Source organism: Mesorhizobium sp. P2_E7, assembly GCF_056403855.1.
In genome coordinates this window covers 223,035-246,029 of record NZ_JBFUER010000005.1, presented here as the reverse complement: position 1 = coordinate 246,029, position 22,995 = coordinate 223,035, and the positions used below count along the sequence as shown (strand labels likewise).

Here is a 22,995-nt window from a genome sequence, read left to right as displayed (position 1 = left end):
GAGGAAATCATGGCCGATGTCACGCTGAGACAGGTGAAGAAATCATACGGCAATCTGCACATTCTCCATGGCATCGACCTCGACATAAAGTCGGGCGAGTTCATCGTCTTCGTCGGTCCGTCGGGCTGCGGCAAGTCGACCTTGCTGCGGTCCATCGCCGGGCTTGAGGAGATCACCTCCGGCGAGCTGAAGATCGCCGGCGAGGTGGTGAACGATGTGCCGCCTTCGAAGCGCGGCATCGCCATGGTGTTCCAGTCCTACGCGCTCTATCCGCACATGACCGTCTACGACAACATGGCGTTCTCGATGAAGATCGGCAAGGAAAGCAAGGCCGAGATCGACAAAAGGGTGCGGCAGGCCGCGGAAATCCTGCAGCTGACCAAATATCTCGACCGTCTGCCCAAGGCGATGTCGGGCGGCCAGCGCCAGCGCGTCGCCATCGGCCGCGCCATCGTGCGCAACCCGAAAGTGTTCCTGTTCGACGAGCCGCTGTCGAACCTCGACGCCGCACTGCGCGTCGCCACCCGCATCGAGATCGCCAAACTCAAGGAATCGATGCCCAACACGACGATGATCTACGTCACCCACGACCAGGTCGAAGCGATGACGCTGGCCGACCGCATCGTGGTGCTGAAGGACGGCCATATCGAGCAGGTCGGCACACCGATGGACCTCTACAAGAAGCCGGGCAACCTGTTCGTCGCCCAGTTCATCGGCTCGCCGGCCATGAACATCCTGCCGGCGACCATCGACAAGACCGGCGATCCGACCATCGTCAGCCATGTCGGCGGCCGCAAGGCGACGGTGCCGATCGCGACGCCGGCGTCCGCCAAGGGCGCGGCTGTCAGCTTCGGTGTGCGGCCGGAGGATTTGTCGGTCGCCACCGGCACGGAGTATCTTTTCGAAGGTGTGGTGGACTATGTCGAGCAGCTGGGCGAGGTCCAGCTGGTCTATGTCGACATCGGCCGCGCTGACCTGCCGCTGGTGACCAAGCTACCCGGCAATGTCGAGGTCAAGCGCGGGGCAAAGCTGCGGCTGACGGCGGACGCCGGCGACCTCCACATCTTCGATGCCGAGGGGCATTCCTTCTCGCTCAAGCCATTGGAAGTGAAGGCGGCCTGAGGGCCGGCGCGTCCTATCGGGCATGAAAAAAGAGCGGCGGGCCAGGCCCGCCGCTCTTTCTTTGGAAACTTCGGCTGTTAGCGGTTGCCGAAGAGGTTCCGGTCGCTGCCCTGCGGGGCGGACTTCTGTACGTCGCCCGACGAGTTCAACAGCTGGTAGACCGGCGAACCGGTGTTCGGTACCGACGACGTCCGGGTATTGTCGACGTTGACGGTCGCCTGGTTGTCGACGGCGCTAGAGCCGACATTGTCATTGCCGGCATAGGCACTGCCGGCGGCAACCAAAAGCGCAGCGGCAGCAAGAGCGATCTTCTTCATATCAAGTCTCCTGAATTTTCATCACGTGGCAGAGCGGCTGGTGATCCCGCCGCTCTGCGGCTTGTTCGATGTTCGACTGGTATCGTTTTTCCGAAAACCTCTGAGGTCAGACCCCGATCGATCGGCTGTTAGCGGCCGAAGAGGTTACGGTCGGCGCCCTGTGCAGGGGCCTGAGAAGCCGAATCCGACTTCGCAACCGAAGCCGTCTGGCCACTGTCGGTCGACGTAACCGCAGGCTGGTTGGCGCCGTTCGAACCATAGTGGTCACTGGCGGCGAAAGCGCTGCCGGAAACGGCCAGAACGGCGGCGGCACCAAGAATGATCTTTTTCATTTTAAATACTCCTGAATATCTTCGAGATCCCAACAGCGACGGACAGGCCGCCACGCTTTTGTTTGGATCGGGATCAGCTGTTAACGGCCGAAGAGGTTGCGGTCGCTGCCCTGAACGACGGGCTGCTTGTCAGCGGGCGCCGACTTCTGAATGGAAGCCGTATACGAGCTGTCAACCGCGGCAGCGGGCTGGTTCGCACCATTGGAACCATAATTGTCGCTGCCAGCGAAGGCGCTGCCGGTGATGGCCAAAACGGCGGCGGCAGTAAGGATGATCTTTTTCATTTTTAGTACTCCAGTTTTGCTGTCCGTCTAGCGGCGTGTGGTGGGAGCAATTCGCGTCGTTCGGACAGCCCCGATGTGGGAAAGCCATAGGCTGGTTTCCAATCACGAAGTTGTTCCGGCTGGGCCATGATTTCACCTCTTGTAATTTTCATAAGCATGCCCACCATCTCACCTTGTGTAAGTAATACAAAGGCTTATGCGACCATGTCCTCCGGCTCACCGAGTGTGTCCGGGCGTCAGCGTTCACACCGTCCTGCACGCATTGTCAACAGAAACGAACCGTTCGGTTCGATTTTAGAAACTGCTAATAGTCACTTTTCGATACTGTTGACGTGTTTTTCCTTAGTCGGCAGTCTGATTCGAGGTGATGTGCGATGGCCGCGATCCGTCCCGAAACAACGCCGTCAGCGCCACGATCGTCGGCCGCCCGCGTTTGTCGCGCGTGTCGCGCCGCATGGAGACGATGTCGCTTTCATGCCGATGTCGCGATCATTGCCGTGATTAGATGATCCCATCTCAGGTGCCGCTTCGTGACGACGGAGCGGAGAATTGGGAAGCCGGTCAGAATCCGGCGCTGCCCCCGCAACGGTGGTGGAGTTCAAGTCGCAACGGGAGACCACTGGGCAAGAAGCCTGGGAAGGTGTCGCGATGGTCCGCAAGGACAACTCCAGAGCCCGGAAACCAGCCCGAGATGCTTGAACTCGACTGATCGCGGTGGGCGGTCAAGAGGTGGATAGCGCATGCCGGCGTGTTGCCGGCCTGCGACCGATCCTTCCTCCATCACCACCAAGTTCAGTCCTTAAACCACGAGGACAGAACTATGGATGCGCGCAACGATATGCTGAGGCTCTTGAACGGCCGCAAGCAAGGCTTTTCGCTCGAACAGCCCTTCTACACCGACCCGGACTATTTCAAGCTCGACATGGAGCTGATCTGGTATCGCGACTGGCTGTTCATCGGCCATGATTGCGAGCTGCCGAAGCCCGGCAGTTATATCACCGTGCAGATCGGCGACTATCCGGTGGTGCTGGTCCGCGACCAGAAGGGCAACATCAACGCCTTTCACAATTCCTGCCGCCATCGCGGCAGCCGCGTCTGCAACACCGAGAAAGGCACGGCGGCAAAGCTCGTCTGCCCCTATCACCAGTGGACCTACGAACTCGATGGCCGACTGCTGTTTGCCCGCCAGATGGCCGAGGGTTTCGACAAGAGCCAGTTCGGCCTGAAGCCGGTCGCCTGCGAAAGTGTGGCCGGCTACATCTTCATCTGCTTGGCGAAAGAACCTGCAGACTTCGCGCCGATGCGCGCCATGATCGAGCCCTACCTCAAGCCGCACCGGCTGAATGAAGCTAAGGTCGCCTTCGAGTCGACGATCATCGAGAAGGGCAACTGGAAGCTGGTCTGGGAAAACAACCGCGAGTGCTATCACTGCGCCGGCAACCATCCGGAGCTGTGCAAGACATTTCCGGAAGCGCCGACCGTGACCGGCGTGCAGGGCGCCGACAGCGACCCGGAGATGCTGGCGCACTGGGCGAAATGCGAGGCGGCGGGCCTGCCGAGCAAGTTCCGCATCGATCCGGCCGGCCAGTACCGTGCCACCCGGGCGCCGCTGCTGCGCGACGCGGTCAGCTACACGATGACCGGCAAGCGGGCGGTGAAGAAGAACCTGTCCGACAGCGTCTCGACCGACCGCATCGGCTCCTTGCTGCTTTACCACTATCCGACGACCTGGAACCACATCCTCGGCGACCACGCCGTCACCTTCCGCGTGCTGCCGATCAGCGCCACGGAAACCGCGGTGACGACCAAATGGCTGGTGCACAAGGATGCGGTCGAGGGTGTCGACTACAACCTTGAAGAGCTCACGCATGTCTGGACCGAGACAAACGACCAGGACCGTCGCATCGTCGAGGAAAATGCCTTCGGCATCCTGTCGCCGGCCTATGAGCCAGGCCCCTATTCGGAGCTGCATGAGGGCGGCGTGATCCAGTTCGTCGAATGGTACGCAGCCTTCATCGGTCCGCGCCTTGCCGAAGGCGGCCGGCCGGCGCTGCGCAGCGTCGCCTAAGAGAGGTTGAAGGATGAATGCGATGACGGATCTTGGTCTCTATCGACATCTCGACCAGATGGCGCCATGGAACGACAGGCTGCAGGTGCTGGAAGTGATCGGCGTCAGCGACGAGGCGCCTGGCGTCAAGACCTTCACCTTCCGCTCCGACAACCAGACCTGGTTCCGCTACAAGCCGGGCCAGTTCGTGACGCTGGAGCTGCCGACACCGGACGGGCCGCTGATGCGCACCTATACGCTGTCGTCCTCGCCGTCGCGGCCGTTTTCGATCGCGGTGACGGTGAAGGCACAGGCCGGCAGCATCGGCACACGCTGGATGTTCGACCATCTGGTGCCCGGTTCGCACGTCAAGGCCTATGGGCCGGCCGGCGACTTTTCACTGCACGGCCATCCGGCGGCCAAATACCTGTTCATTTCTGCCGGCTCCGGCGTCACGCCGATGATGTCGATGCTGCGCTGGCTGAACGACTGCGCGCCGTGGACAGATGTCGGCTTCGTCAATTGCGCGCGGCGGGCGGAAGAGATCATCTTCCGCAAGGAACTCGAACTGCTTGGCGGCCATATGCCCGGCCTGTCGCTCGGCTTCATGATCGAGGAACGCTCGAGCCGTGAAGGCTGGTACGGCCATATGGGCCGCATCGACGCGATCCGGCTTCCGCTGCTGGCACCCGACTTCCGCGAACGCGAGATCTTCTGCTGCGGCCCCGATCCGTTCATGCGCGCCGTGCGCGGCATGCTGGATGCGGCCGGCTTCGATATGACGAAATATCATCAGGAGAGCTTTGCCGCGCCTGCGGTGGAGGAAGTCCCGGCGCCGTTTGCCTCACCCACCGAAGACGGCACTGCTGCTCCTGTCGAGGCCGTGACGCCGATCCGCTTCTCGCTTTCGGAGGTTGACGCCGACTGCGTCGCCGGCCAGACCGTGCTGCAGACGGCGCGCAGCTCGGGCGTGCGGATTCCAGCTGCTTGCGAGTTCGGCCTGTGCGGCACCTGCAAGGTGAAGAAGGTCTCCGGCGCTGTCGAAATGAGTCACAATGGCGGCATTCTCGACCACGAGATCGATGACGGCTTCATTCTTGCCTGCTGCTCGAAACCGCTGTCGGCGCTCGAAATCGAGGCCTGAGCGGCGGCGCCTACTCAGACGCCGTAACGCTCGGTGCGGATGATGTCGGCTGACATGCCGGCGTCGATCAGCGCCTGGGCGGCGGCCGAGACGAAGGCGTTCGAGCCGCAGACAAAGGCGAGCGCCGGCGGCTGCGGCAGCCGCGCCAGCGCCTGCATGACCATTGCCGTGTCGATGCGCCTTGAATAGTCGGACGGGCGCCGTGCGGCCTCGCGCGTCAGCGTCAGCACCAGGTCGAAACCGTCGCGGCGGTCGTCGAGGCCGATCAACTCGTCGCGAAAGATCACCTCGTCCCAGACCCGCACCGAAAACATCAGTGCGACCGGCACCGCCGATTTGCGCAAGGTCCGGTGACGCACCATCGCCATCAGCGGCACCACGCCGGAGCCGCCGCCGACCAGAAGCAGCGGCCCACCATCGCTGTCGGACCAGACGAAATGGCCGCCGAGCGGCCCGCGCAGCTCGATCTCGTCGCCGACCGCCGCCACCTCGTGGAAGAAGGGCGAGACCTCGCCATCGTCGAGCCTCTCGATCGCCAACTCGATCGTGGCGCCGCTCTCCGGCGCCGAGGCGATGGAATAGGAGCGGCGCGCCTGATAGCCGTCAGGCGCCGTCAGCCGGACGTCGACATGCTGTCCGGCGCGATAAGCGAAAGGCCGCGACAGCGCGAAGAAGAAACTGGTGACGCGCGGCGTGCGCTTTTCGATCCGGGTGATTTTCGCCGTCTGCCAGGGAGATTGCGGCGCTTCGCTCATGGATCGCCGCTATAGCGCTGTTCGCGCCACGGGTCGCCATAGATGTGATAGCCGCGCAATTCCCAGAAGCCCGGCTCGTCGCGTTCGGTGAATTGCAGCCCGTTCAGCCATTTGGCCGATTTCCAGAAATAGAGATGCGGCACCAGGAGCCGCGCCGGGCCGCCATGGTCAGCCGTGATCGGCTTGCCTTCATAAAGCAACGCCACCATCGCCTTGCCTGTGGTGAGGTCCTTGGCCGGCACGTTGGTGGTGTAGCCGTCATAGCCATGCGCCAGCAGGAAGCCGGTCGGCGCTTCTATGCCGGCATCGGCAAGAATGTCGTCGACCAGCACGCCTTGCCAGGCGGTGTCGAACTTGGTCCAGGCGGTGACGCAGTGGATGTCGCGCGTCATCTTGGTCAAAGGCAGCGCGTTGAACTCGGCCCAGTTCCATTTCTTGATCGGGCGTGGGCCGTGCTTGAGCGTGAACGACCAGTCCTCGGTGCGCACCCGCGGCGTCGGTCCCGCCGACAGGACCGGAAAACCCTGTTCGAGATATTGCCCGGGCGGGATGCGCGCATCCGTCTCTGTCGGAGGCTTTCGGCCGGAGGAAAAACCGCGAGTGACCATCGGGACGTGTCCGTCTGCTGGGGATGCAGCCGCAGTCTTCTCGAAGATCTGCCGGCGGGCAACAGGAATTTTGGCGGCGGCAAACCTACCGGCGGTTCCGGCGAGCCTGCCGCCTCGTGCCTCAGCCGGCGGCGAAGGGCACCGCGACGAAGATCTGTGCGTCGCCGCGGTCGACCAGAAGCAGCACCGACTTGCGGCCCGACTTGCCGGCCTCGGCGATCGCCTGGTTGGCCTGCCTTGCGTTGCGCACCGGCGACTGGTCGACAGCGACGATGACATCGCCCGGCTGCAGGCCGGCATTGGCGGCCGCCTTGTCCGGATTGACGCGCTCAACCACGGCGCCGCGTTGGTTGGCCGCCAGGTTCAGCTCCTCGCGGATATCGGGCGTGAGGTCGGTCAGGCCAAGGCCGAGCGAAGGCACGCGAAGCGCTTGGCCGGCCGAGGGCTTTTGGTTGTCGCCCTCGGTCGAGGCGGTCTTCACATCGTCGTTGTTGCGGCCGACATCGGCGGAGATCTGCACGCTCTTGCCGCCGCGCCAGACTTCGAGCGTTTCCTTCGCGCCCGGCGAGACATCGGCGACAGCGCGCGACAGGTCCTTGGGATCCTTGATCGTCTCGCCGGCAAAGCTGGTGATGACGTCACCGGTCTTGATGCCGGCCTTCGCCGCCGGCGATCCCTCGGTGACCTCGGAAACCAGCGCGCCGCCGGGATGGTCGAGGCCGACGGCCCCGGCCACATCCGGCGTCACCGGCTGGATCTGGACGCCGAGATAGCCGTACTGGATGTTGCCGCCCTTCATCAGCTTGGCGACGACCTTTTGTGCCTGGTCCGAAGGAATGGCGAAGCCGACGCCGACACTGCCGCCATTGGGCGAATAGATCGCCGTGTTGATGCCGACGACATTGCCAGCGACATCGACCAGCGGGCCGCCGGAATTGCCATGGTTGATCGGCGCGTCGATCTGGATGAAATCGTCGAACGGCCCGCTGTTGAGGTCGCGGCCGCGCGCCGAAACGATGCCGGCGGTGACCGTGGTGCCGATGCCGAACGGATTGCCAATGGCCAGCACCTGATCGCCCGGCATGAGCTTATCGGAATCGCCCCATTTGACCGTCGGCAGCGGCTTGTCCGCCTTGATCTTGAGCACCGCAAGGTCGTTCTTGGCGTCGTGGCCGACCAGTTTGGCGGGGAGCTCGGTGCCGTCGTCCAGCGTGACCTTGATCGACGTGGCGCCGTCGACGACATGGTTGTTGGTGACGATGGTGCCGTCGGCGTCGACAATGAAGCCGGAGCCCAATGCCTCGGCGCGCTGCGCCTGCTGTGGCGGGGTCTTCGGCATCGGGATGCCCTGGTCGCCGAAGAACTGCCGGAAATAGTCGTCGAAGGGCGAGTTGCCGCTGAAGGGCTGCTCATCGCTCATGTCTTGCGGCTGCGCCTTCATGACGGTGGTGACGGTCACCACCGCCGGCTTGGCGACGGCCACGACCGGGGCAAAGGAGCCGTTGGGCGCGGTTATCCCGGCGACGGGAGTCTGGGTCGTTGCGACGGAGTTGCTTGCGCTTTGAGCAAAAGACACGACGAAGGGGCTGACGATCAGCGCAGCGCCCAGCAAGGCCGCGACGCGATGTCTGCGAAGTATGTCTGACATGGTCGTTTGTCCGGGCGAGAAATGATCCGGCGCCGTGGCTCATTCCCGGGGCGGAATAGTCATCAGCGTGTCGGCGGTCGCGGTTGCCCGTCTCGCCTGGCATGGCAGCCGGCCGGATCGACGCCCTGCATCTAGGGTGCGGATCGGCCCGATTTAGGGTTTTTGCGTCATCTTACGAAGATTTAATGTCCGATCACGTTTCCGTTAGACGGCAGCTGGGCCAAGAGCATGATCCCGAAAAGTGGAATCCGGTTTTCGGAAAAGATCATGCTCAAAACAAAATGTCATCGGCCCTCTGTGCGCCTGAGATAGGCGCTGGCGATCTCGCGCATCCGGTTGCCGTCGAAGCTCGGCCCATGGCCGCCATGGCCGAGGCGGACAGGCAACTCGAGCAGCCGCTGCATGGTTCGGCGATAATCGGGTTTGGAGGAGTCCGGCAGGTCGTCGATCAGCATGGAATCGTAGATGGCGTCGCCGGCAAAGAACAGGCCGTCGGCCTCATCGAACAGCGCGATCGAATCCGGAGAATGTCCGGGCAAATGCAGGACACGGAACTGCCTGTCACCGAGGTCAACGATATCGCCTTCGTCAAGCGTACGCGTCAGCGGCGCCGAAGGGATCTTGTAGTCGGCCGCCGTCCAACCCGGCGCCGGCAGCTTCGAGACGGCGCCGTCGAGGTTGGTGAACATGTAGGCGTAGGTGACGGCCTCATCCATGGTGCTGAAGGTCGAGGCACTTTGGATCGGTCCGAGCCGCAGCGGAAACTCATGCAGCGAGCCGACATGGTCGAGATGGATGTGGGTGGCCACGACGATCAGCGGCTTGCCCTCCGGCGTATCGATCTCGGGCGCCAGCGGACAGATGCCCATGCCGGTATCGACCAGCAGGTCGGCGTCGCGTCCCCTGAAATGCCAGATGTTGGCGCGCACAAAATCATGCACGAACGGTTCGGTCAGCATTGTTGTGCTGGCATCGATGATGGTCTTGCCAAACCAGTCGCCGATCACGCGTTCCCCGCCAAATCGGGCCCCGCCAAAACGGTCGGCCATCAGACGAAGGGCTTCCCGACCTTGTATTTTTCCGGCACCAGCCGCTTCAGATAGGCCATGCCGGCTTCCGACAGCTGGTTGATTTCGGGCTTCATGAAATCGTCCGGCATATGGCGCGTCTTGCCGGCGACGTTCTTCAGCGGCACCTTCTTCAGCACGGTCTTGCTGCCGTCATACTGCAACGCCACCGAGCCGCCGCCTTCGCCGGCAACGGCAACCGCGAAGGCCCCGGCATCGAAGGCCTCCTGCGCGTCGACGGCGCTGATCGCGCCGATATAGCCGCGCGGCATGTAGCCCAGAGCATCGACACGCGCGCGCTTGCCCGGCAGGCCCTCGGCGAGCGCCCGTTCGAGCGCGGCCGGCAGGTCGCTGCCCGACAGTTTGACGTTGCCATGGGCATCGCGCTCGAGCTTGTCCGGCGGCACCAGGCTCTCGACCAGCGCCTTGCCGTCGGCGGTGCTGACGCCTTCGGAAACGGCGACGATGCAGCGCTTGTGGCGGTCGAGCGAGGCGCGGACATCGTCGATGAAGCCGGCGGCCGAGAACGGCCGCTCCGGCACGTAGACGAGATGCGGACCGCTGTCGGGATCGAGCTGCCAGGCGGCGGCGGCCGCGGTGAGGAAGCCGGCGTGCCGGCCCATGACTATGCCGACATAGATGCCGGGCAGGGCGCGGAAATCGAGATCGACCGACAGGAAGGCGCCGGCGACGAACTCGGCTGCCGAGATGAAGCCCGGCGTGTGGTCGTTTTCCTCGAGATCGTTGTCGATGGTTTTTGGCGCATGCACGAAGGCGATGCTGCCGCCGGCGGCGTCGGTCAGGATCTGCTGGGTGCCCGACGTGTCGTTGCCGCCGATGTAGATGAAGGCGTCGGCGCCGGCCTTCTTCAGGCCGTTGAGAATGACCTCGCAATAGGCCGTGTCCGGCTTGTCGCGCGTCGAGCCGAGGGCGGCACTCGGCGTTCCGGCGATCAGCCGCAGACGATCCTCAGGGATGGCGGAGAGGTCGACGTAGTTGCCGTCACGAATGCCGCGCACGCCATGGATCGAGCCCAGCACCTTGGCGCCGGGATGACGCTTGCGGATTTCCAGCGTGGCGCCGACGACCGTCTGGTTGATGACGGCAGTCGGGCCGCCGCCCTGTGGATCCGAAATTCGCTCACTGCGCTGCTCCGAGGTGCTGCGAATTTCGGATCCGCCACACGGGTGATGGTTTTCAAGGCACCTTGGCCTGTCTTGCCGCATCGCGCAACGGGAGTTTCGAGCGGTGCCAAACCGCCGCAGAAGGATCAGACGACGACGACCGGGTTCTTCTTGGAAACGCGGCTGTAGAGGTCGATGATGTCCTGGTTGATCAGGCGCACGCAGCCCGACGACATCGCCTGGCCGATGCTCGCCCATTCGGGCGAACCATGGATGCGATAGCCGGTGTCCTTGCCATCCTGGTAGATGTAGAGGGCACGCGCGCCGAGCGGATTGGTCAGGCCGCCAGGCTGGCCGTTCTGCCACTTCACCAGTTCCGGCTTGCGCTGGATCATTTCCGGCGGTGGCGTCCACACCGGCCATTCCTTGCCGTATTGGATGTTGGCGCGGCCGGACCAGCGGAAGCCGTCCTTGCCGATGCCGACGCCGTAGCGGATGGCGTCGCCGCCCTCCTGCACGAGGTAGAGTTTGCGCTCGTTGAGATGGACGACAATGGTGCCAGGCGCCTCGCCGGTCTCGTTGACGACGATCTGGCGGCGGAACTCCGGCTTGACCTTCTGGTAGGGCACCGCCGGCACTTCGAAGCCGCCATCGTTGAGCGCGGCGTACATGACGTCTGGACCGGTGATGTTCTTGTCGACGCTGATCGCCGGGCGGATCGGCCGCACCGAGCCGGTGACCGTGTCATCCAGCTGCAATTGCGGCAGTTCGAGCGTCGCGGTGCTGCAGCCGGTCATGCCGATCAGCGCCATGGCGCCGGCCCCTGTCAGGACGAAGCGGCGGGAATAAAGATGTTCGGTTTCGATTGCGTCGCCATTCGGCGGCGTCAGATTCTGCGGCAACTCACGCATGCACCCAAACCCTACGCTGTCGGCGGGAAACACGGTCCGGCCGGATAGCGGGCAGTTTCGCTAAACATGGTTGAAAAAGCATGAAGGGCTGCTGGCCGACCTTAACCCTGTCTCGGGATTGGCTGCGAAGACAGGGGCAAAACGGTCCGCCGCGAATTTTTCGGGATGGCTCTTTACATTCCGGCGCGCCCAAGGATTTATCCTTTTCTTTGCGCTCAAGGAGACAAAGATGTCGTTCGAAAACTGGGCTGCCTTCGCCGCTGCCTCCACCGTCCTGCTCATCATTCCAGGCCCGACCATCCTGCTGGTCGTGTCCTATGCGCTGGGTCAGGGATGGCGCACCGCCTTGCCGATGGCGGTCGGCGTGGCGCTGGGCGACTTCACCGCTATGACGCTTTCGATGCTGGGGATCGGCGCGCTGCTGGCGACGTCGGCGACCGTGTTCACCATCCTGAAGCTGATCGGCGCGGGCTATCTGATCTATCTCGGCATAAAACTGTTTCGCGCCGGCGGTGCGCTGAAAGCCGAACCGCGCACCGATGCGGTCTCCGCCGCCAAGATGATGGCGCATGCCTGGCTGGTCACCGCGCTCAACCCGAAAAGCATCACCTTCTTCGTCGCCTTCCTGCCGCAGTTCCTCAACCGCGAGGCCGATTTCTGGCCGCAGATGCTGATCTTCGAGACGACCTTCCTGGCGCTCGCCTTCGCCAATGCCTTCGGCTACGCGCTGATCGCGGCACGCGCCCGCAACGTCGTGCGCAACCCCAAGGCAATCCGCATCTTCAACCGCACCGGCGGCACCCTGCTGGTCGGCGCCGGCATCGCCACGGTGGCGATGCGCTCGGGGAATTGAGGTCGAGGCTTTCTGAGCCAAGGCCGACGATCAGAGTTAGCATATTTGACGTCGGCGCCGCCCCTCATCTGGCTGCCGTCATCTTCTCCCCGTGAACGGGGAGAAGGACGCTCGCATTTGATGATTTCGCCAATCATCAGCGTTGCAGAAAATGGCGCCGAGGTTGCGGTCAGCCTCTTTCTCCCCGTTTACGGGGAGAAATGCCCGGCAGGGCAATGAGGGGCAGCGCAGACTTCTGCAGTTGTTTGCAGGCCGGCAGCACTGCAAGGCCGGCAGGCCTCACCACTTCACGCTGAAGCCCAGATTGCCCTCCAGCACGCGCCGCTTGTCGCCGCCGAGATTGGTGGTGTAGTCGCCGGTAGCGAAGAGGCTGACCTTGTCGGTCACCTTGGCGACCACGCCGCCGCCGAATTCCAGCGATGTCGACTTGCCTTCGGTCGAGATATCGGTGGCGCCGAAATTGACGTGGTCGGTGCCGCCGAAATCATGCCAGATGTTGGCCTTGAGGTAAGGCTGCAGCGCGATGCCGTTCAGCACCGCCTCGCCCTGCAGCCGCAACCCCAGCCTGCCGCTCACTTGATCGTCGAGGTCGAAGGAGACCGACGAAAAACGGTCCGTGGCGTCGTCGAGCGACAGGTGTTGCCAGACCAGTTGCGCCTGCGGCTCCAGCGTCCAGCCTTGTGCCAGGGCAATGGGATAGCCGCCTTCCAGCGATGCGGTGATGCCGGTGCCATCGATATCGATGCCGATGTCGCGCGACGACGTCGCCGAGCCGCTGAAGAAAGTCGCCATCAGCACGCCGTCGAGATACCAGCCGCCCTGGCCGATACGCGTCCAGTAAGCGCCGACGCTGGTGCCGCCGAGATCGATGCCGCCGACGGAGAGGCCGTCCTGACCCAGCGCCTGGCCGCGCACATCGCCATTCATGCTGCCATAGCCGATGAACAGACCGGCGCGGTCGACATTGCCTGATGCGGTCTCGCGTCCGAACACATCGAACCCTGCCTGCAAGCCGAACAGCGTGCCATCGAAGGACGGTGACAGCGTTCCCGACCAGGCCATTTTGGTGTCCTGGCCGAAGATGCGGCCCCAGACCGGCGATATCTCGGCGTTCGACAGCAGGCTCTGTTCGCCGCGCCGTTCGTGGAAGGTGCCGAGCATGCTCATCGTCAGGTGCTCGGCCACCGGAGGCAAGGCCGAATAGACCGGAACTTCGATGCGGTAAAGCAGGATTTCCTCACCCGGCGCCGGGGTCGGCAGATCAGGGGAATCGGTCGGCACGGGCGGTGGCGGTGGCGGCGGGTCGGCCGGCGGCGCCGGCGGTGGCGGTGGCGGCGGCTCAGGCTCCGGATCGGCGGGCTGCACCGGCGGCGTCGGGTCGACCGGCGGATTGTTGATGTCGCCATCGCTCGGCGGCGGCGTCGGCGGCAATTCGGATGGCGGCGGTGGCGGTGGCTCGGCAGCCGGGGGCTCGGGCTCCGGCGTCGGCGTCGGTTCGAGCGGCGGTGGCGCGGGAGCCGGCTCAGCCGGCGTGGTCAGTGTCGAGCGCAGGTACCAGTTTTCCTCGGTGCCGGCGGTGACGCCGCCCTTGAACAGATAATATTCGAAAGCGCCGGCGGCGACGGGCGCAGCCAGCGCGAACGTCGAGGCGCCCGATGTAGCGCCGTTTTCCGCCTGGATGACCATGATGCCGTTGGCGGTGGTCTCGGCGCCGGCGCCGCCGACATTGACCACCGCAATGCCTGTCGTGCCGGAAGCGGTGCCGCCGGACAGCACCAGTCTGTCCGAATCCGAGGAGTCGTCGCCGAGCTCGGTCTGGATCAGCAGCAGGCCGCCAAGGCCGACATAGTTGCCTCTGATCGTCAGCCGGTCGGTAACGCTCGAGCCGCCATTGGTCAGGTCGATGCGGCCGGCATTGCTGACCGACGCCATCTGGCCGGCGGTGAACGCCTGGATCGAGCTGCTGAAGCCGCCGCCGAACAGCGTGCTGGAAGCGTCGACGTTAAGTGCGCCGGTTCCGGTGCCGCTGTCGCCGAGCACCAGATTGCCGTCCAGCGTCAATTCGGTGTCGTCGGTGGCGTTGATGGTTTCCCAGTTTTGAACCCGACTGATGCCGTCGAGCTTGACGTTGTCGAAGGTCAGTTCGTCGGTGCCTAGACCGCCCGATATGGCGTCGGTGCCGCCGAGATTGGCGTTGGTGAGGTTGCTGAGCTTTGCGGTGTCGTTATCGCCACCGAGATCGATCATGCCGTAGATGATGCCGCCGCCGTTCCAGACAAAGCTGTCGGCGCCGAAACTCATCAGCACGTCGCCGCCGACCGTACCGCCGGTCACCGTTACGCTGTCGGTGCCGCCACTGACGCTGATATTGCCGCCGATGGTGCCACCCGAGACAATGATCGTGTCGTTGCCGAAGCCGGTGACGAGGTTGCGGTCGATGGTGCCGCCGGACATATCGAAGGTGTTGTCGTCGAGCTTCATGTTGACGCGGCCGATGCGGCCGCCGGTCATCACCGCACGGTCGCCATCGTCGAAGAAGTCGACGATGCGCCCGCCGCTCATGAAGAAGGTGTCGAGTGCGTCGCCCTGGTTCAGCGACCCCACCTGGCCGCCGCTCATGTTGAAATCGTCGATGCCCGCGCCCTGCTGGACATTGCCGGCGACAGTGCCGCCGCCGATAGTGAAGAAATCCGTGCCGCCGCCCTGGTCGACGCCGCCGGTTATGGTGCCGGACTGCATGTCGATGCGGTCGATGCCGGTGCCGAAGGTGACGTTGCCGCTGATCTGTCCGGTGCCGGCGGTGGGGAAGGTCAACGTGTTGTCGCCGCTGGTGTCGGTGAGGCTGCCGCCCGAATCGCCGCTGTCGCAGATGTAGGCGGTATTTCCGGCCGGCGGGACCAGCGTGCACGCGGCGAAGGCCGTAGAATTGGGCAGCAACGCCAGCGCCGTAGTTGAGAGAGCGCTAATTAACCATGGGTATGGTTGACGCAGCTTTCGCGGCGATAAAGCAACTGTTCCCTCCGTAGCCTGCGAACAACTGTCCGCAGGCTTGTTCTTCAGGTGCCGCATCGCGTCCCTCTCGATTCGCGATTTCAAGCTCCCCGCCCGGCGCCGCAATGAAGACACAATCCGCCAGATTTTACAAAGCCTATTCTGTGCCTCATGGTTGATGAACTGCGAAACTAGTTGGACTGGACTCCGGTATTGATTGGTCCAGACTTCGCTTGGCGCACCCGCTTCCGATGCTCTAGGATCGGCCGCGCAGCTGGAATTTTATGATCACCGGAGGGCCGGGCATGGCAGTCAGGGATGCATTCGGCCTGACCTTATCGGGCGCGACGGAGGCCGGCTTCACGCCCTACAGCCAGGCTGTCCGTGAATTGCAATGCTTCATCGGCGATCCCGTCGCTTCCGTCGATCGCGCCATTGCGGCCGACCCGGGCTTCGTCATGGCGCATGTGTTCAAGGGCTATCTGTTCGGCCTCGCCACCGAGCGCGAGGCAACAGCGGTGGCCAAGGCATGCCACGAAACGGCACTACCGCTTGCCGCCACAGCCCGCGAGCAGGCGCATGTCGCGGCCCTTGGCCATCTCGCCGCCGGCCGTTGGCACGAGGCCTCGCGCTTGCTTGAAGATATCGCCATCGACTTCCCGCTCGACGCGGTGGCACTGCAGACCGGGCACCAGGTCGACTTCTTCACCGGCAACGCCCGCATGCTGCGCGATCGCATCGGCCGAGCGCTGCCGTCGTGGAAAAGCGGCATGTCCGGCTACCACGCCATTCTCGGCATGCAGGCTTTCGGACTGGAGGAAATGGGCGATTATACGCGCGCCGAGCGACTGGGCCGGCAGGCGGTCGACATCGAGCCGCGCGACGGCTGGGCGCAGCATGCTGTCGCCCATGTCATGGAAATGCAAAGCCGGCAAAAGGACGGCATTGCCTGGATGCGGACCAATCCCGAGGCGTGGACAAGGGACAGCTTCCTGCAGGTGCACAATTGGTGGCATTTGGCGCTGTTCCACTACGATCTCGGCGAGGCCGAAGAGGTGTTGGCCCTGTATGACGGGCCGATCTACGGCACGCCCTCGACGATGGCGCTCAATATGGTCGATGCCTCGGCGATCCTGTGGCGGCTTCATCTCGGCGGCGTCGATGTCGGCGACCGCTGGGTAGCGCTCGCCGCCAACTGGCCCAAGGTCGGTGCCGGCAATTACGCCTTCAACGACGCCCATGCGATGATGGCCTTTGTCGGAGCGGGGCTCGAAGCGCCAGCCAAGACTTTGCTGGAGGCGCAGCGCGAGGCGATGCGCGGCAGCGACGACAACGCTGCCTTCACCAGGGATGTCGGCCATCCGTTGACGCTGGCGATCAAGGCCTTTGGCGACGGCAACTACAACGAGGCGGTGCGCCTGATCCGGCCAATTCGTTCGATTGCTCATCGCTTCGGCGGCAGCCATGCACAGCGCGACGTGATCGACCTGACGCTGGTCGAGGCGGCGCTGCGGGCGGGCGACACAGGGCTTGCACGCGCCTTGACGGCAGAGCGCCAGCTGGCCCGTCCGGACAGTCCGCTGTCAGCGCTGTTTTCGCGGCGCGCCGCCAATTTGTCAGAGAATTGACCCGCAGCTGATCTTGTTTTAAAAACTGGCCAAGCCAGATTTTTTCGAGACCCGAAAAAATTAATGGCAATGGGAGGAATGCATGTATCTCGGCCTCGATCTAGGCACGTCGGGCGTCAAGGCGCTGTTGATCGATGCCGGGCAAACCGTCATCGGCTCCGGCCATGCTTCGCTTGACGTCTCGCGGCCGCACCCCGGCTGGTCCGAGCAGAACCCAGCCGACTGGATCCGCGCCTGCGAGACCGCCATTGCAGAGCTGAAAGCCTCGCACCCGAAAGAGCTTGCCGCGGTAAAAGGCATCGGCCTCTCCGGCCACATGCACGGCGCCACCTTGCTCGACGCCGGCGACCAGGTGCTGCGCCCTTGCATATTGTGGAACGATACGCGCAGCCATGCCGAGGCGGCCGCGCTCGATGCCGACCCGCGCTTCCGCAAGCTGACCGGCAACATCGTCTTCCCCGGCTTCACCGCGCCGAAGCTGGCATGGGTGAAGAACAACGAGCCGGCTGTCTTCGCCAAGGTGGCGAAGGTGCTGCTGCCCAAGGATTTCCTACGGTTCTGGCTGACCGGCGAGCATATCTCCGAAATGTCCGACTCGGCCGGCACCTCCTGGCTCGATGTCGGCAAGCGGCGCTGGTCGCCGGAACTGCTCGCCGCGACCTCGCTCGACGAGACGCAGATGCCGTCGCTGGTCGAAGGCACGGAAAAGGCCGGGGCCTTGCGCACCGATCTCGCCTCGAAATGGGGCGTGCAGGCGGGCATTCCGATCGCTGGCGGCGCTGGCGACAATGCGGCGTCCGCCTGCGGCATGGGCACGGTCGGCGCCGGTCATGCCTTCGTTTCGCTTGGCACGTCTGGCGTCCTGTTCGCCGCCAACGCGTCCTATCTGCCCAATCCGGCCAGCGCGGTGCACACCTTCTGCCACGCTCTGCCCAACACCTGGCACCAGATGGGCGTCATCCTGTCGGCGACCGATTCGTTGAACTGGCTGTCGGAGATATCAGGCAAGAAGGCCGGCGAATTGACCGCCGAGCTCGGCGAGACGCTGAAAGCGCCGAGCGGGGTGTCGTTCCTGCCCTACCTCTCGGGCGAGCGCACGCCGCACAATGATTCCGCCATCCGCGGCTCCTTCACTGGCCTGGCGCATGAATCGAGCCGCGCGGTGCTGACGCAGGCGGTGCTTGAAGGTGTCGCCTTCGCCTTCCGTGACAGTCTTGAAGCCTTGAAGACAGCGGGAACGACCTTGACGCGGGTAACCGCGATCGGCGGCGGCTCGCGCTCGCGTTATTGGCTGAAGGCAATTGCCACGGCGCTGCAGGTGCCGGTGGATATTCCGGCAGATGGTGATTTCGGTGCTGCATTTGGTGCGGCGAGGCTTGGGCTGATTGCTGCAACCGGAGCCAATCCGCTCAGCGTGTGCACGGCGCCGAAGACGGATGCCACGATCGAACCGGAAGCAGCCTTGAGCGGTGCCTATGCGGATGCCTATAGGCGCTACCGGGCACTGTATCCCGCCATCAAGGCCGTAACCGCGTGAGTATGCGCGAGGCACCCCCCTCTGCCCTACCGAGCATCTCCCCCACAAGGGGGGAGATTAGCAACTTGGGCGCCTCGCTCACTATTGCAGCGTTGGAGATTGGCGAAGGCATAGATGACAGCCAATCTCCCCCCTTGAGGGGGAGATGGCCGGCAGGCCAGAGGGGGGTGCCTCACACCACCCTTGCCAAGTTGACCTCACTGCGCCGGCACCTTGTCGAGAAACCCGGTGACGCTCTTCAGCCGCCCATTCTCGATAACGCCGAAATCGGTGCCTTCGATAACCGACGGAATACCCTCCGGCCCAAGATTCCACGAGAAGCGGATTGTGTCGCCAAATCCGTCCGGCTGACCCTTCAGCGAGAACCGGAAGCCGGCGAAGCGCTGCTGCACGCCATCGATGAGGGCGGCCACGCCCGCATGGCCGTCGCCCTGCATGAGCGGATCGCGGTAGCTGACGTCTTCGGTGAAGGTTGCCTTGATCAGGTCGGCGCGGCGACCCGCATCGGCCTCGTTCCAGGCGGTGATGTAGCCTTCGGCGATTTTGTTGAGGTCGGTCATGGTCTGTCTCCTTCGTTGAGTGGCTTTGACACGAGCCTTTTCACCCCGAGCGAGAGCGAAACCAATTACGCCTGAGGTAATCAGGGCGAACTATTCGAGAGAGGACAGAAATCATGAGCAGCGGATTTTTCGGCGACATCAAAGCAATCAAGTATGAGGGGCCGGATTCGACCAATCCGCTGGCCTACCGCTTCTACAACCCGGATGAGGTCGTCGCCGGCAAGCGGCTGGAAGACCATCTGCGCTTTGCCGTCGCCTATTGGCATTCCTTCGCCTGGCCGGGCGGCGATCCCTTTGGTGGCCAGACTTTCGACCGTCCCTGGTTTCCCAAGGCGGGCGGCGTCGACACGATGGAACTGGCGAAGCTCAAGGCCGACGTCGCCTTCGAGATGTTCTCGCTGCTTGGCGCGCCCTATTTCTGCTTCCACGACGCGGATGTGCGCCCGGAAGGCAAGGATTTCTCCGAAAGTGCCGCGCGGCTCGACGAGATCGCCGACTATTTCGCGGCCAAGATGAAGAAGACCGGCGTCAAGCTGCTCTGGGGCACGGCGAACCTGTTCTCCAACCGCCGCTTCATGTCGGGCGCCGCCACCAATCCAGATCCCGATGTGTTTGCCTATGCGGCGGCGACGGTGAAGAGCTGCATCGACGTCACCAAGCGGCTGAAGGGCGAGAACTATGTGCTGTGGGGCGGGCGCGAGGGCTATGAGACGTTGCTCAACACCGACCTTGCCCGCGAGCAGGAGCAGGCCGGCCGCTTCCTCAGCCTGGTCGTCGACTACAAGCACAAGATCGGCTTCAAGGGCACGATCCTGATCGAGCCGAAGCCGCAGGAGCCGACCAAGCATCAGTACGACTACGATGTCGCGACCGTCTACGGCTTCCTCAAGCGCTTCGGGCTGGAGAAGGAGGTAAAACTCAACATCGAGCAGGGCCACGCCATCCTGGCCGGCCATTCCTTCGAGCATGAACTGGCGCTGGCCAATGCGCTTGGCGTCTTCGGTTCGATCGACATGAACCGCAACGACTACCAATCGGGCTGGGACACCGACCAGTTCCCCAACAACGTGCCGGAAATGGCGCTGGCCTATTACCAGGTCCTGCAGGCCGGTGGCTTCAAGACCGGCGGCACCAATTTCGACGCCAAGCTGCGCCGCCAGTCGCTCGACCCGCAGGACCTGCTGATCGGCCATATCGGTGGCATGGATTCTTGTGCGCGCGGTCTCAAGGCTGCGGCGAAGATGGTCGAGGACAAGGCGCTGTCGGGCCCGCTTGCCGAACGCTACGCCGGCTGGAACTCGGCCGAAGCCAAGGCGATGCTGTCGGGCAAGCGCACGCTGGAAGACATCGCCGAGCGCGTTGTCAAGAAGAAGATCGAGCCGCAGCCGAAATCCGGTCGCCAGGAACTGCTGGAAAACATCGTCAACCGCTACGTCTGAAGCCTGACCTCTGGACCGACATCCGCCGCGCATGGCTGAAAGCCGCCGCGGCGGATGTCCCCCGAAGCAGGTCCTGCAGGAAACGTTTGAAGGCACCTCGGGGGCGCCCGGCGATCATGATCGACTGGATGAATGGGACGCTGCAGAACGGCTGCGCAATCGGCATTCTGGCATCAGAGCGGACACCCCTGAGCGGCCGGCTTCGGATTTCGAGAACGCCAAGCGGCGCGGAATGTTGCAGAGCAAATCTTCGCAGCACGGTCGCCAAAGAGCGTGGTAGACCGCGACGGCGCAACCAGCGGAGTCTGATTTGACCATGCCTTCTACCACCAAGCGTGCGCTGATCACCGGGGCGGGTGCTGCTGACGGCATCGGCTTTGCCATTGCGTGGCAGCTCGGCCTTGCCGGTCATGCCGTTTTCCTGAACGGTGCCAGCGCGCGCGTACTCGATCGTGCCGCTGAGCTTTGCGCCGAAGGCATCGATGCCAAAGCCGCGGTCGCGGATCTCACCATCGCGGCCGAAGTCGCGCGGCTGCGGGCCGATGTCGGCGCTGTCGACATCCTGGTCAACAATGCCGGCATGGGTTCGCTGGCATCGCCCTCGGCCGATAAGGCGTTTCTCGCCATGACCGAGGCCGACTGGGACCAAGGGATCGACGTCAGCCTGAAGACCGCATTCCTGGTCACCGGCGCGTTTTTGCCGGCGATGGTAGAGGCAGGCTATGGGCGCATCGTCAATGTGGCGTCGGTTACCGGGCCCCTGGTGTCTTTCGAAGGCACAGCAGCCTATTCCGCCGCCAAGGCCGGCATGGTCGGCCTGACGCGCACGCTGGCGCTCGAAGTGGCAAAAAGCGGCGTGACAGTCAATGCCGTGGCCCCCGGCTGGATCGAAACGGGCTCGTCGAGCGCAATGGAGCGGCAAGCTGCCCTGCACACGCCACCGGCGCGGGCCGGGCGACCGGACGAGGTTGCCGCAGCGGTGGTGTTCCTGGCATCGGAAGGTGCGAGCTACGTCAACGGCGCCCTGCTGGTGGTCGATGGCGGCAACAGCCTTCAGGAACGCAAGGGCTGAATCCGAAACGACCGGCAGAACTCGTCAACCGCTACGTCTGAGGCGGAAGCCGATTCGTATTGCTTGAGGGGCGACGGGATAATATCCCGGCCGCCCCCGGAATTGGTTTGCGCAGGACCCTGTCCGACGACAAGGTTTCGCCCTTGGCCGCCCCTCAATGACCTCGCTCTTGCCTTCAAACTGCCGTCACGAAGCTCGTATAAGGATGGCGTTGTGGCGGGTGAAAAGGAAGGAGGCGAACCGATGATGCAACACGAACGCGAAATCGACGCCCTACTCTCATCCGGCGAGACCGGATCGATCATCGACCGGCTGATGGCGCTGCCGCGGCCGACCGACAAGGTGAAAAACGAATGGGATCGTGCTGTCAGCAGCCGATTTGAAGTCCGTCTGGCGAGGCACATGCGCTCGCAGATGGACGCCGGCAGCGATCGACAGAACGCAGCCTGACCTCTCTTTGTCTGCGCATGTCGTTGTCCCAAAACCGCGACACACTTTTGGGCGACATGCATCAACCTCGGCGGAGCCGCACCGGCGCTTCGCCGAACGCTCTTGAAAACGCTCTGGAAAATGCCGCGGCGGACGAGAACCCCGTCCGCCCGGCAATATCCGCCATGGCGATCCTTGTGTCGACCACCAGCCGCCGCGCCGCGCCCAGCCGCAGCCTGAGATAGTAGGCGCCGGGCGTCTCGCCGATCGATTTGCGGAAAATGCTTTCCAATGTCCGTGCCGTCACCCCGGCGCGTTTTGCCACCGCGTCTATGGTCAGCGGCTGGTCGACATGCGATTCCATCAGCCTGATGGCCTGCGCCAGCCGGGGGTCGTAGCCGTCGAGCCGGCCGAGCGAGACCAGCGGCTGCGCGTCGGTGGCGGCGCGCGCCTGATCGTAGATGAAGACGCTGGCGACATCGAGCGCCACGGCCATGCCGAGCCGGGTGCGGATCAGATGCAGCATCAGGTCGAAGGTCGGCGACGCCCCACCGGAGGTGAAGACCGGCCCGTCGATGACATAGCGGTCCGGGCGGACATCGACGCCCGGGAAAGCCGAGGAAAAATCCTCCATGTCTTCCCAATGCGTCGTGGCGCTGCGCCCTTCCAGCAGGCCGGCGCGTGCCACCAGCCAGGTGCCGGCCTCGACGCCGCCACAGGCGCGGGCCGCGCGGGCCGCCCGCCGCAAGCCTGACAGCAGCGCCGATGTCGTATAGTTCTGGGTGCCGAAGCCGGCGACGACAACAAGGACGTCGGTCGGCTCGGCCGCATCGAAGCGGCCGCTGACCGCCACCGGCAGGCCGCATGTCGTGACCGGCGCTTCCCCCGTGACCGAGACCAGTTTGAAATCGAACAGCGTCTCGCCCGAGATGCGGTTGGCGGCCCGCAGCGGGTCGACGGCCGAGGCGACACACATGATCGACGAGCCGGAAAACACCAGCAGCGTCACCTTGAGCGGCGAGCGTTCCGAGCGAAAGATGGTTGGTTTTTCGCTTTTGATCATGGAAGCTTCGTAAATCGCAAAACAGTTCGCCGCAAGTCGGATCATTGTTAGGGCTTCTGACGAT

At 63.8% G+C, this 22,995-nt stretch carries 21 protein-coding genes and 1 riboswitch; of the genes, 9 read left to right on the top strand and 12 right to left on the bottom strand.

What is annotated here, in order from left to right; translation table 11 throughout:
- Window positions 1-9 precede the first annotated feature (9 nt).
- Window positions 10-1,122, top strand: a complete 1,113-nt coding sequence (locus tag AC1DYC_RS24125) for an ABC transporter ATP-binding protein (protein WP_477410300.1) — start codon at window positions 10-12, stop codon at window positions 1,120-1,122.
- Between the two features lie 77 nt (window positions 1,123-1,199).
- On the opposite strand, the gene AC1DYC_RS24120 is transcribed toward AC1DYC_RS24125, so the two are convergent.
- The 3 genes from AC1DYC_RS24120 to AC1DYC_RS24110 form a co-directional block, all read right to left on the bottom strand.
- Complete coding sequence (locus AC1DYC_RS24120) at window positions 1,200-1,439, bottom strand: DUF680 domain-containing protein (protein WP_477410299.1); 240 nt, start codon at window positions 1,437-1,439, stop codon at window positions 1,200-1,202.
- Window positions 1,440-1,567: 128 nt separating this feature from the next.
- Window positions 1,568-1,771, bottom strand: coding sequence for a DUF680 domain-containing protein (locus tag AC1DYC_RS24115; RefSeq protein ID WP_477410298.1), 204 nt, complete (start codon window positions 1,769-1,771; stop codon window positions 1,568-1,570).
- Window positions 1,772-1,851: 80 nt separating this feature from the next.
- A complete protein-coding gene (locus AC1DYC_RS24110) occupies window positions 1,852-2,055 on the bottom strand; it encodes a DUF680 domain-containing protein (protein WP_112565560.1) in 204 nt (67 codons plus the stop codon).
- A 501-nt stretch (window positions 2,056-2,556) separates the two neighbouring features.
- Window positions 2,557-2,759: riboswitch (cobalamin riboswitch) on the top strand.
- Window positions 2,760-2,875: 116 nt separating this feature from the next.
- Between AC1DYC_RS24110 and AC1DYC_RS24105 the strand changes: the two genes are divergently transcribed.
- Both AC1DYC_RS24105 and AC1DYC_RS24100 read left to right on the top strand, forming a co-directional pair.
- The gene (locus AC1DYC_RS24105) at window positions 2,876-4,123 is read left to right on the top strand and encodes an aromatic ring-hydroxylating oxygenase subunit alpha (protein ID WP_477410297.1); all 1,248 of its coding nucleotides are present in this window, start codon (window positions 2,876-2,878) and stop codon (window positions 4,121-4,123) included.
- 22 nt (window positions 4,124-4,145) lie between these two features.
- Window positions 4,146-5,246, top strand: a complete 1,101-nt coding sequence (locus AC1DYC_RS24100) for an FAD-binding oxidoreductase (protein WP_477410296.1) — start codon at window positions 4,146-4,148, stop codon at window positions 5,244-5,246.
- A gap of 14 nt (window positions 5,247-5,260) precedes the next feature.
- On the opposite strand, the gene AC1DYC_RS24095 is transcribed toward AC1DYC_RS24100, so the two are convergent.
- The 6 genes from AC1DYC_RS24095 to AC1DYC_RS24070 form a co-directional block, all read right to left on the bottom strand.
- On the bottom strand, window positions 5,261-6,001 hold the full coding sequence (locus AC1DYC_RS24095) for an FAD-binding oxidoreductase (RefSeq protein ID WP_477410295.1): 741 nt from the start codon (window positions 5,999-6,001) through the stop codon (window positions 5,261-5,263).
- Window positions 5,998-6,609, bottom strand: a complete 612-nt coding sequence (locus tag AC1DYC_RS24090; RefSeq protein ID WP_023746589.1) for a molybdopterin-dependent oxidoreductase — start codon at window positions 6,607-6,609, stop codon at window positions 5,998-6,000. Before AC1DYC_RS24090 ends, AC1DYC_RS24095 begins: the two co-directional genes overlap by 4 nt.
- Before the next feature lie 121 nt (window positions 6,610-6,730).
- Window positions 6,731-8,257: a DegQ family serine endoprotease gene (locus tag AC1DYC_RS24085; protein WP_477410294.1), complete on the bottom strand. Its 1,527-nt coding sequence runs from the start codon at window positions 8,255-8,257 to the stop codon at window positions 6,731-6,733.
- A 284-nt stretch (window positions 8,258-8,541) separates the two neighbouring features.
- Window positions 8,542-9,306, bottom strand: coding sequence for an MBL fold metallo-hydrolase (locus AC1DYC_RS24080; protein WP_477410293.1), 765 nt, complete (start codon window positions 9,304-9,306; stop codon window positions 8,542-8,544).
- The gene (locus tag AC1DYC_RS24075) at window positions 9,306-10,550 is read right to left on the bottom strand and encodes a diphosphate--fructose-6-phosphate 1-phosphotransferase (protein ID WP_477410292.1); all 1,245 of its coding nucleotides are present in this window, start codon (window positions 10,548-10,550) and stop codon (window positions 9,306-9,308) included. Before AC1DYC_RS24075 ends, AC1DYC_RS24080 begins: the two co-directional genes overlap by 1 nt.
- A 44-nt stretch (window positions 10,551-10,594) precedes the next feature.
- A complete protein-coding gene (locus AC1DYC_RS24070; RefSeq protein ID WP_477410291.1) occupies window positions 10,595-11,359 on the bottom strand; it encodes a L,D-transpeptidase in 765 nt (254 codons plus the stop codon).
- 229 nt (window positions 11,360-11,588) lie between these two features.
- Between AC1DYC_RS24070 and AC1DYC_RS24065 the strand changes: the two genes are divergently transcribed.
- Window positions 11,589-12,212 carry a LysE family translocator gene (locus AC1DYC_RS24065; RefSeq protein WP_477410290.1) on the top strand — a complete coding sequence of 208 codons (624 nt, stop codon included), beginning with the start codon at window positions 11,589-11,591 and terminating at the stop codon, window positions 12,210-12,212.
- A 279-nt stretch (window positions 12,213-12,491) separates the two neighbouring features.
- Here AC1DYC_RS24065 and AC1DYC_RS24060 read toward each other — a convergent pair whose 3' ends face one another.
- A complete protein-coding gene (locus AC1DYC_RS24060; RefSeq protein WP_477410289.1) occupies window positions 12,492-15,281 on the bottom strand; it encodes an autotransporter family protein in 2,790 nt (929 codons plus the stop codon).
- A gap of 227 nt (window positions 15,282-15,508) precedes the next feature.
- Here AC1DYC_RS24060 and AC1DYC_RS24055 point away from each other — a divergent pair, with 227 nt between their 5' ends.
- Window positions 15,509-16,831, top strand: a complete 1,323-nt coding sequence (locus AC1DYC_RS24055; protein WP_477410288.1) for a tetratricopeptide repeat protein — start codon at window positions 15,509-15,511, stop codon at window positions 16,829-16,831.
- A gap of 82 nt (window positions 16,832-16,913) precedes the next feature.
- Window positions 16,914-18,368 carry a xylulokinase gene (xylB, locus tag AC1DYC_RS24050; RefSeq protein WP_477410287.1) on the top strand — a complete coding sequence of 485 codons (1,455 nt, stop codon included), beginning with the start codon at window positions 16,914-16,916 and terminating at the stop codon, window positions 18,366-18,368.
- A 197-nt stretch (window positions 18,369-18,565) separates the two neighbouring features.
- Here xylB and AC1DYC_RS24045 read toward each other — a convergent pair whose 3' ends face one another.
- Window positions 18,566-18,928, bottom strand: a complete 363-nt coding sequence (locus AC1DYC_RS24045; protein ID WP_477410286.1) for a nuclear transport factor 2 family protein — start codon at window positions 18,926-18,928, stop codon at window positions 18,566-18,568.
- 113 nt (window positions 18,929-19,041) lie between these two features.
- On the opposite strand from AC1DYC_RS24045, the gene xylA reads away from it, so the two are divergent.
- The 3 genes from xylA to AC1DYC_RS24030 all read left to right on the top strand — a co-directional run bounded on the left by xylA (window position 19,042) and on the right by AC1DYC_RS24030 (window position 21,889).
- Complete coding sequence (xylA, locus tag AC1DYC_RS24040) at window positions 19,042-20,367, top strand: xylose isomerase (protein ID WP_477410285.1); 1,326 nt, start codon at window positions 19,042-19,044, stop codon at window positions 20,365-20,367.
- 316 nt (window positions 20,368-20,683) lie between these two features.
- Window positions 20,684-21,439: an SDR family oxidoreductase gene (locus AC1DYC_RS24035; RefSeq protein WP_477410544.1), complete on the top strand. Its 756-nt coding sequence runs from the start codon at window positions 20,684-20,686 to the stop codon at window positions 21,437-21,439.
- 243 nt (window positions 21,440-21,682) lie between these two features.
- Entirely contained in the window at window positions 21,683-21,889 is a 207-nt protein-coding gene (locus AC1DYC_RS24030) for a hypothetical protein (protein ID WP_477410284.1), read from the top strand.
- Between the two features lie 61 nt (window positions 21,890-21,950).
- Here AC1DYC_RS24030 and AC1DYC_RS24025 read toward each other — a convergent pair whose 3' ends face one another.
- Entirely contained in the window at window positions 21,951-22,931 is a 981-nt protein-coding gene (locus AC1DYC_RS24025; RefSeq protein ID WP_477410283.1) for a GlxA family transcriptional regulator, read from the bottom strand.
- Window positions 22,932-22,995: the final 64 nt, after the last annotated feature.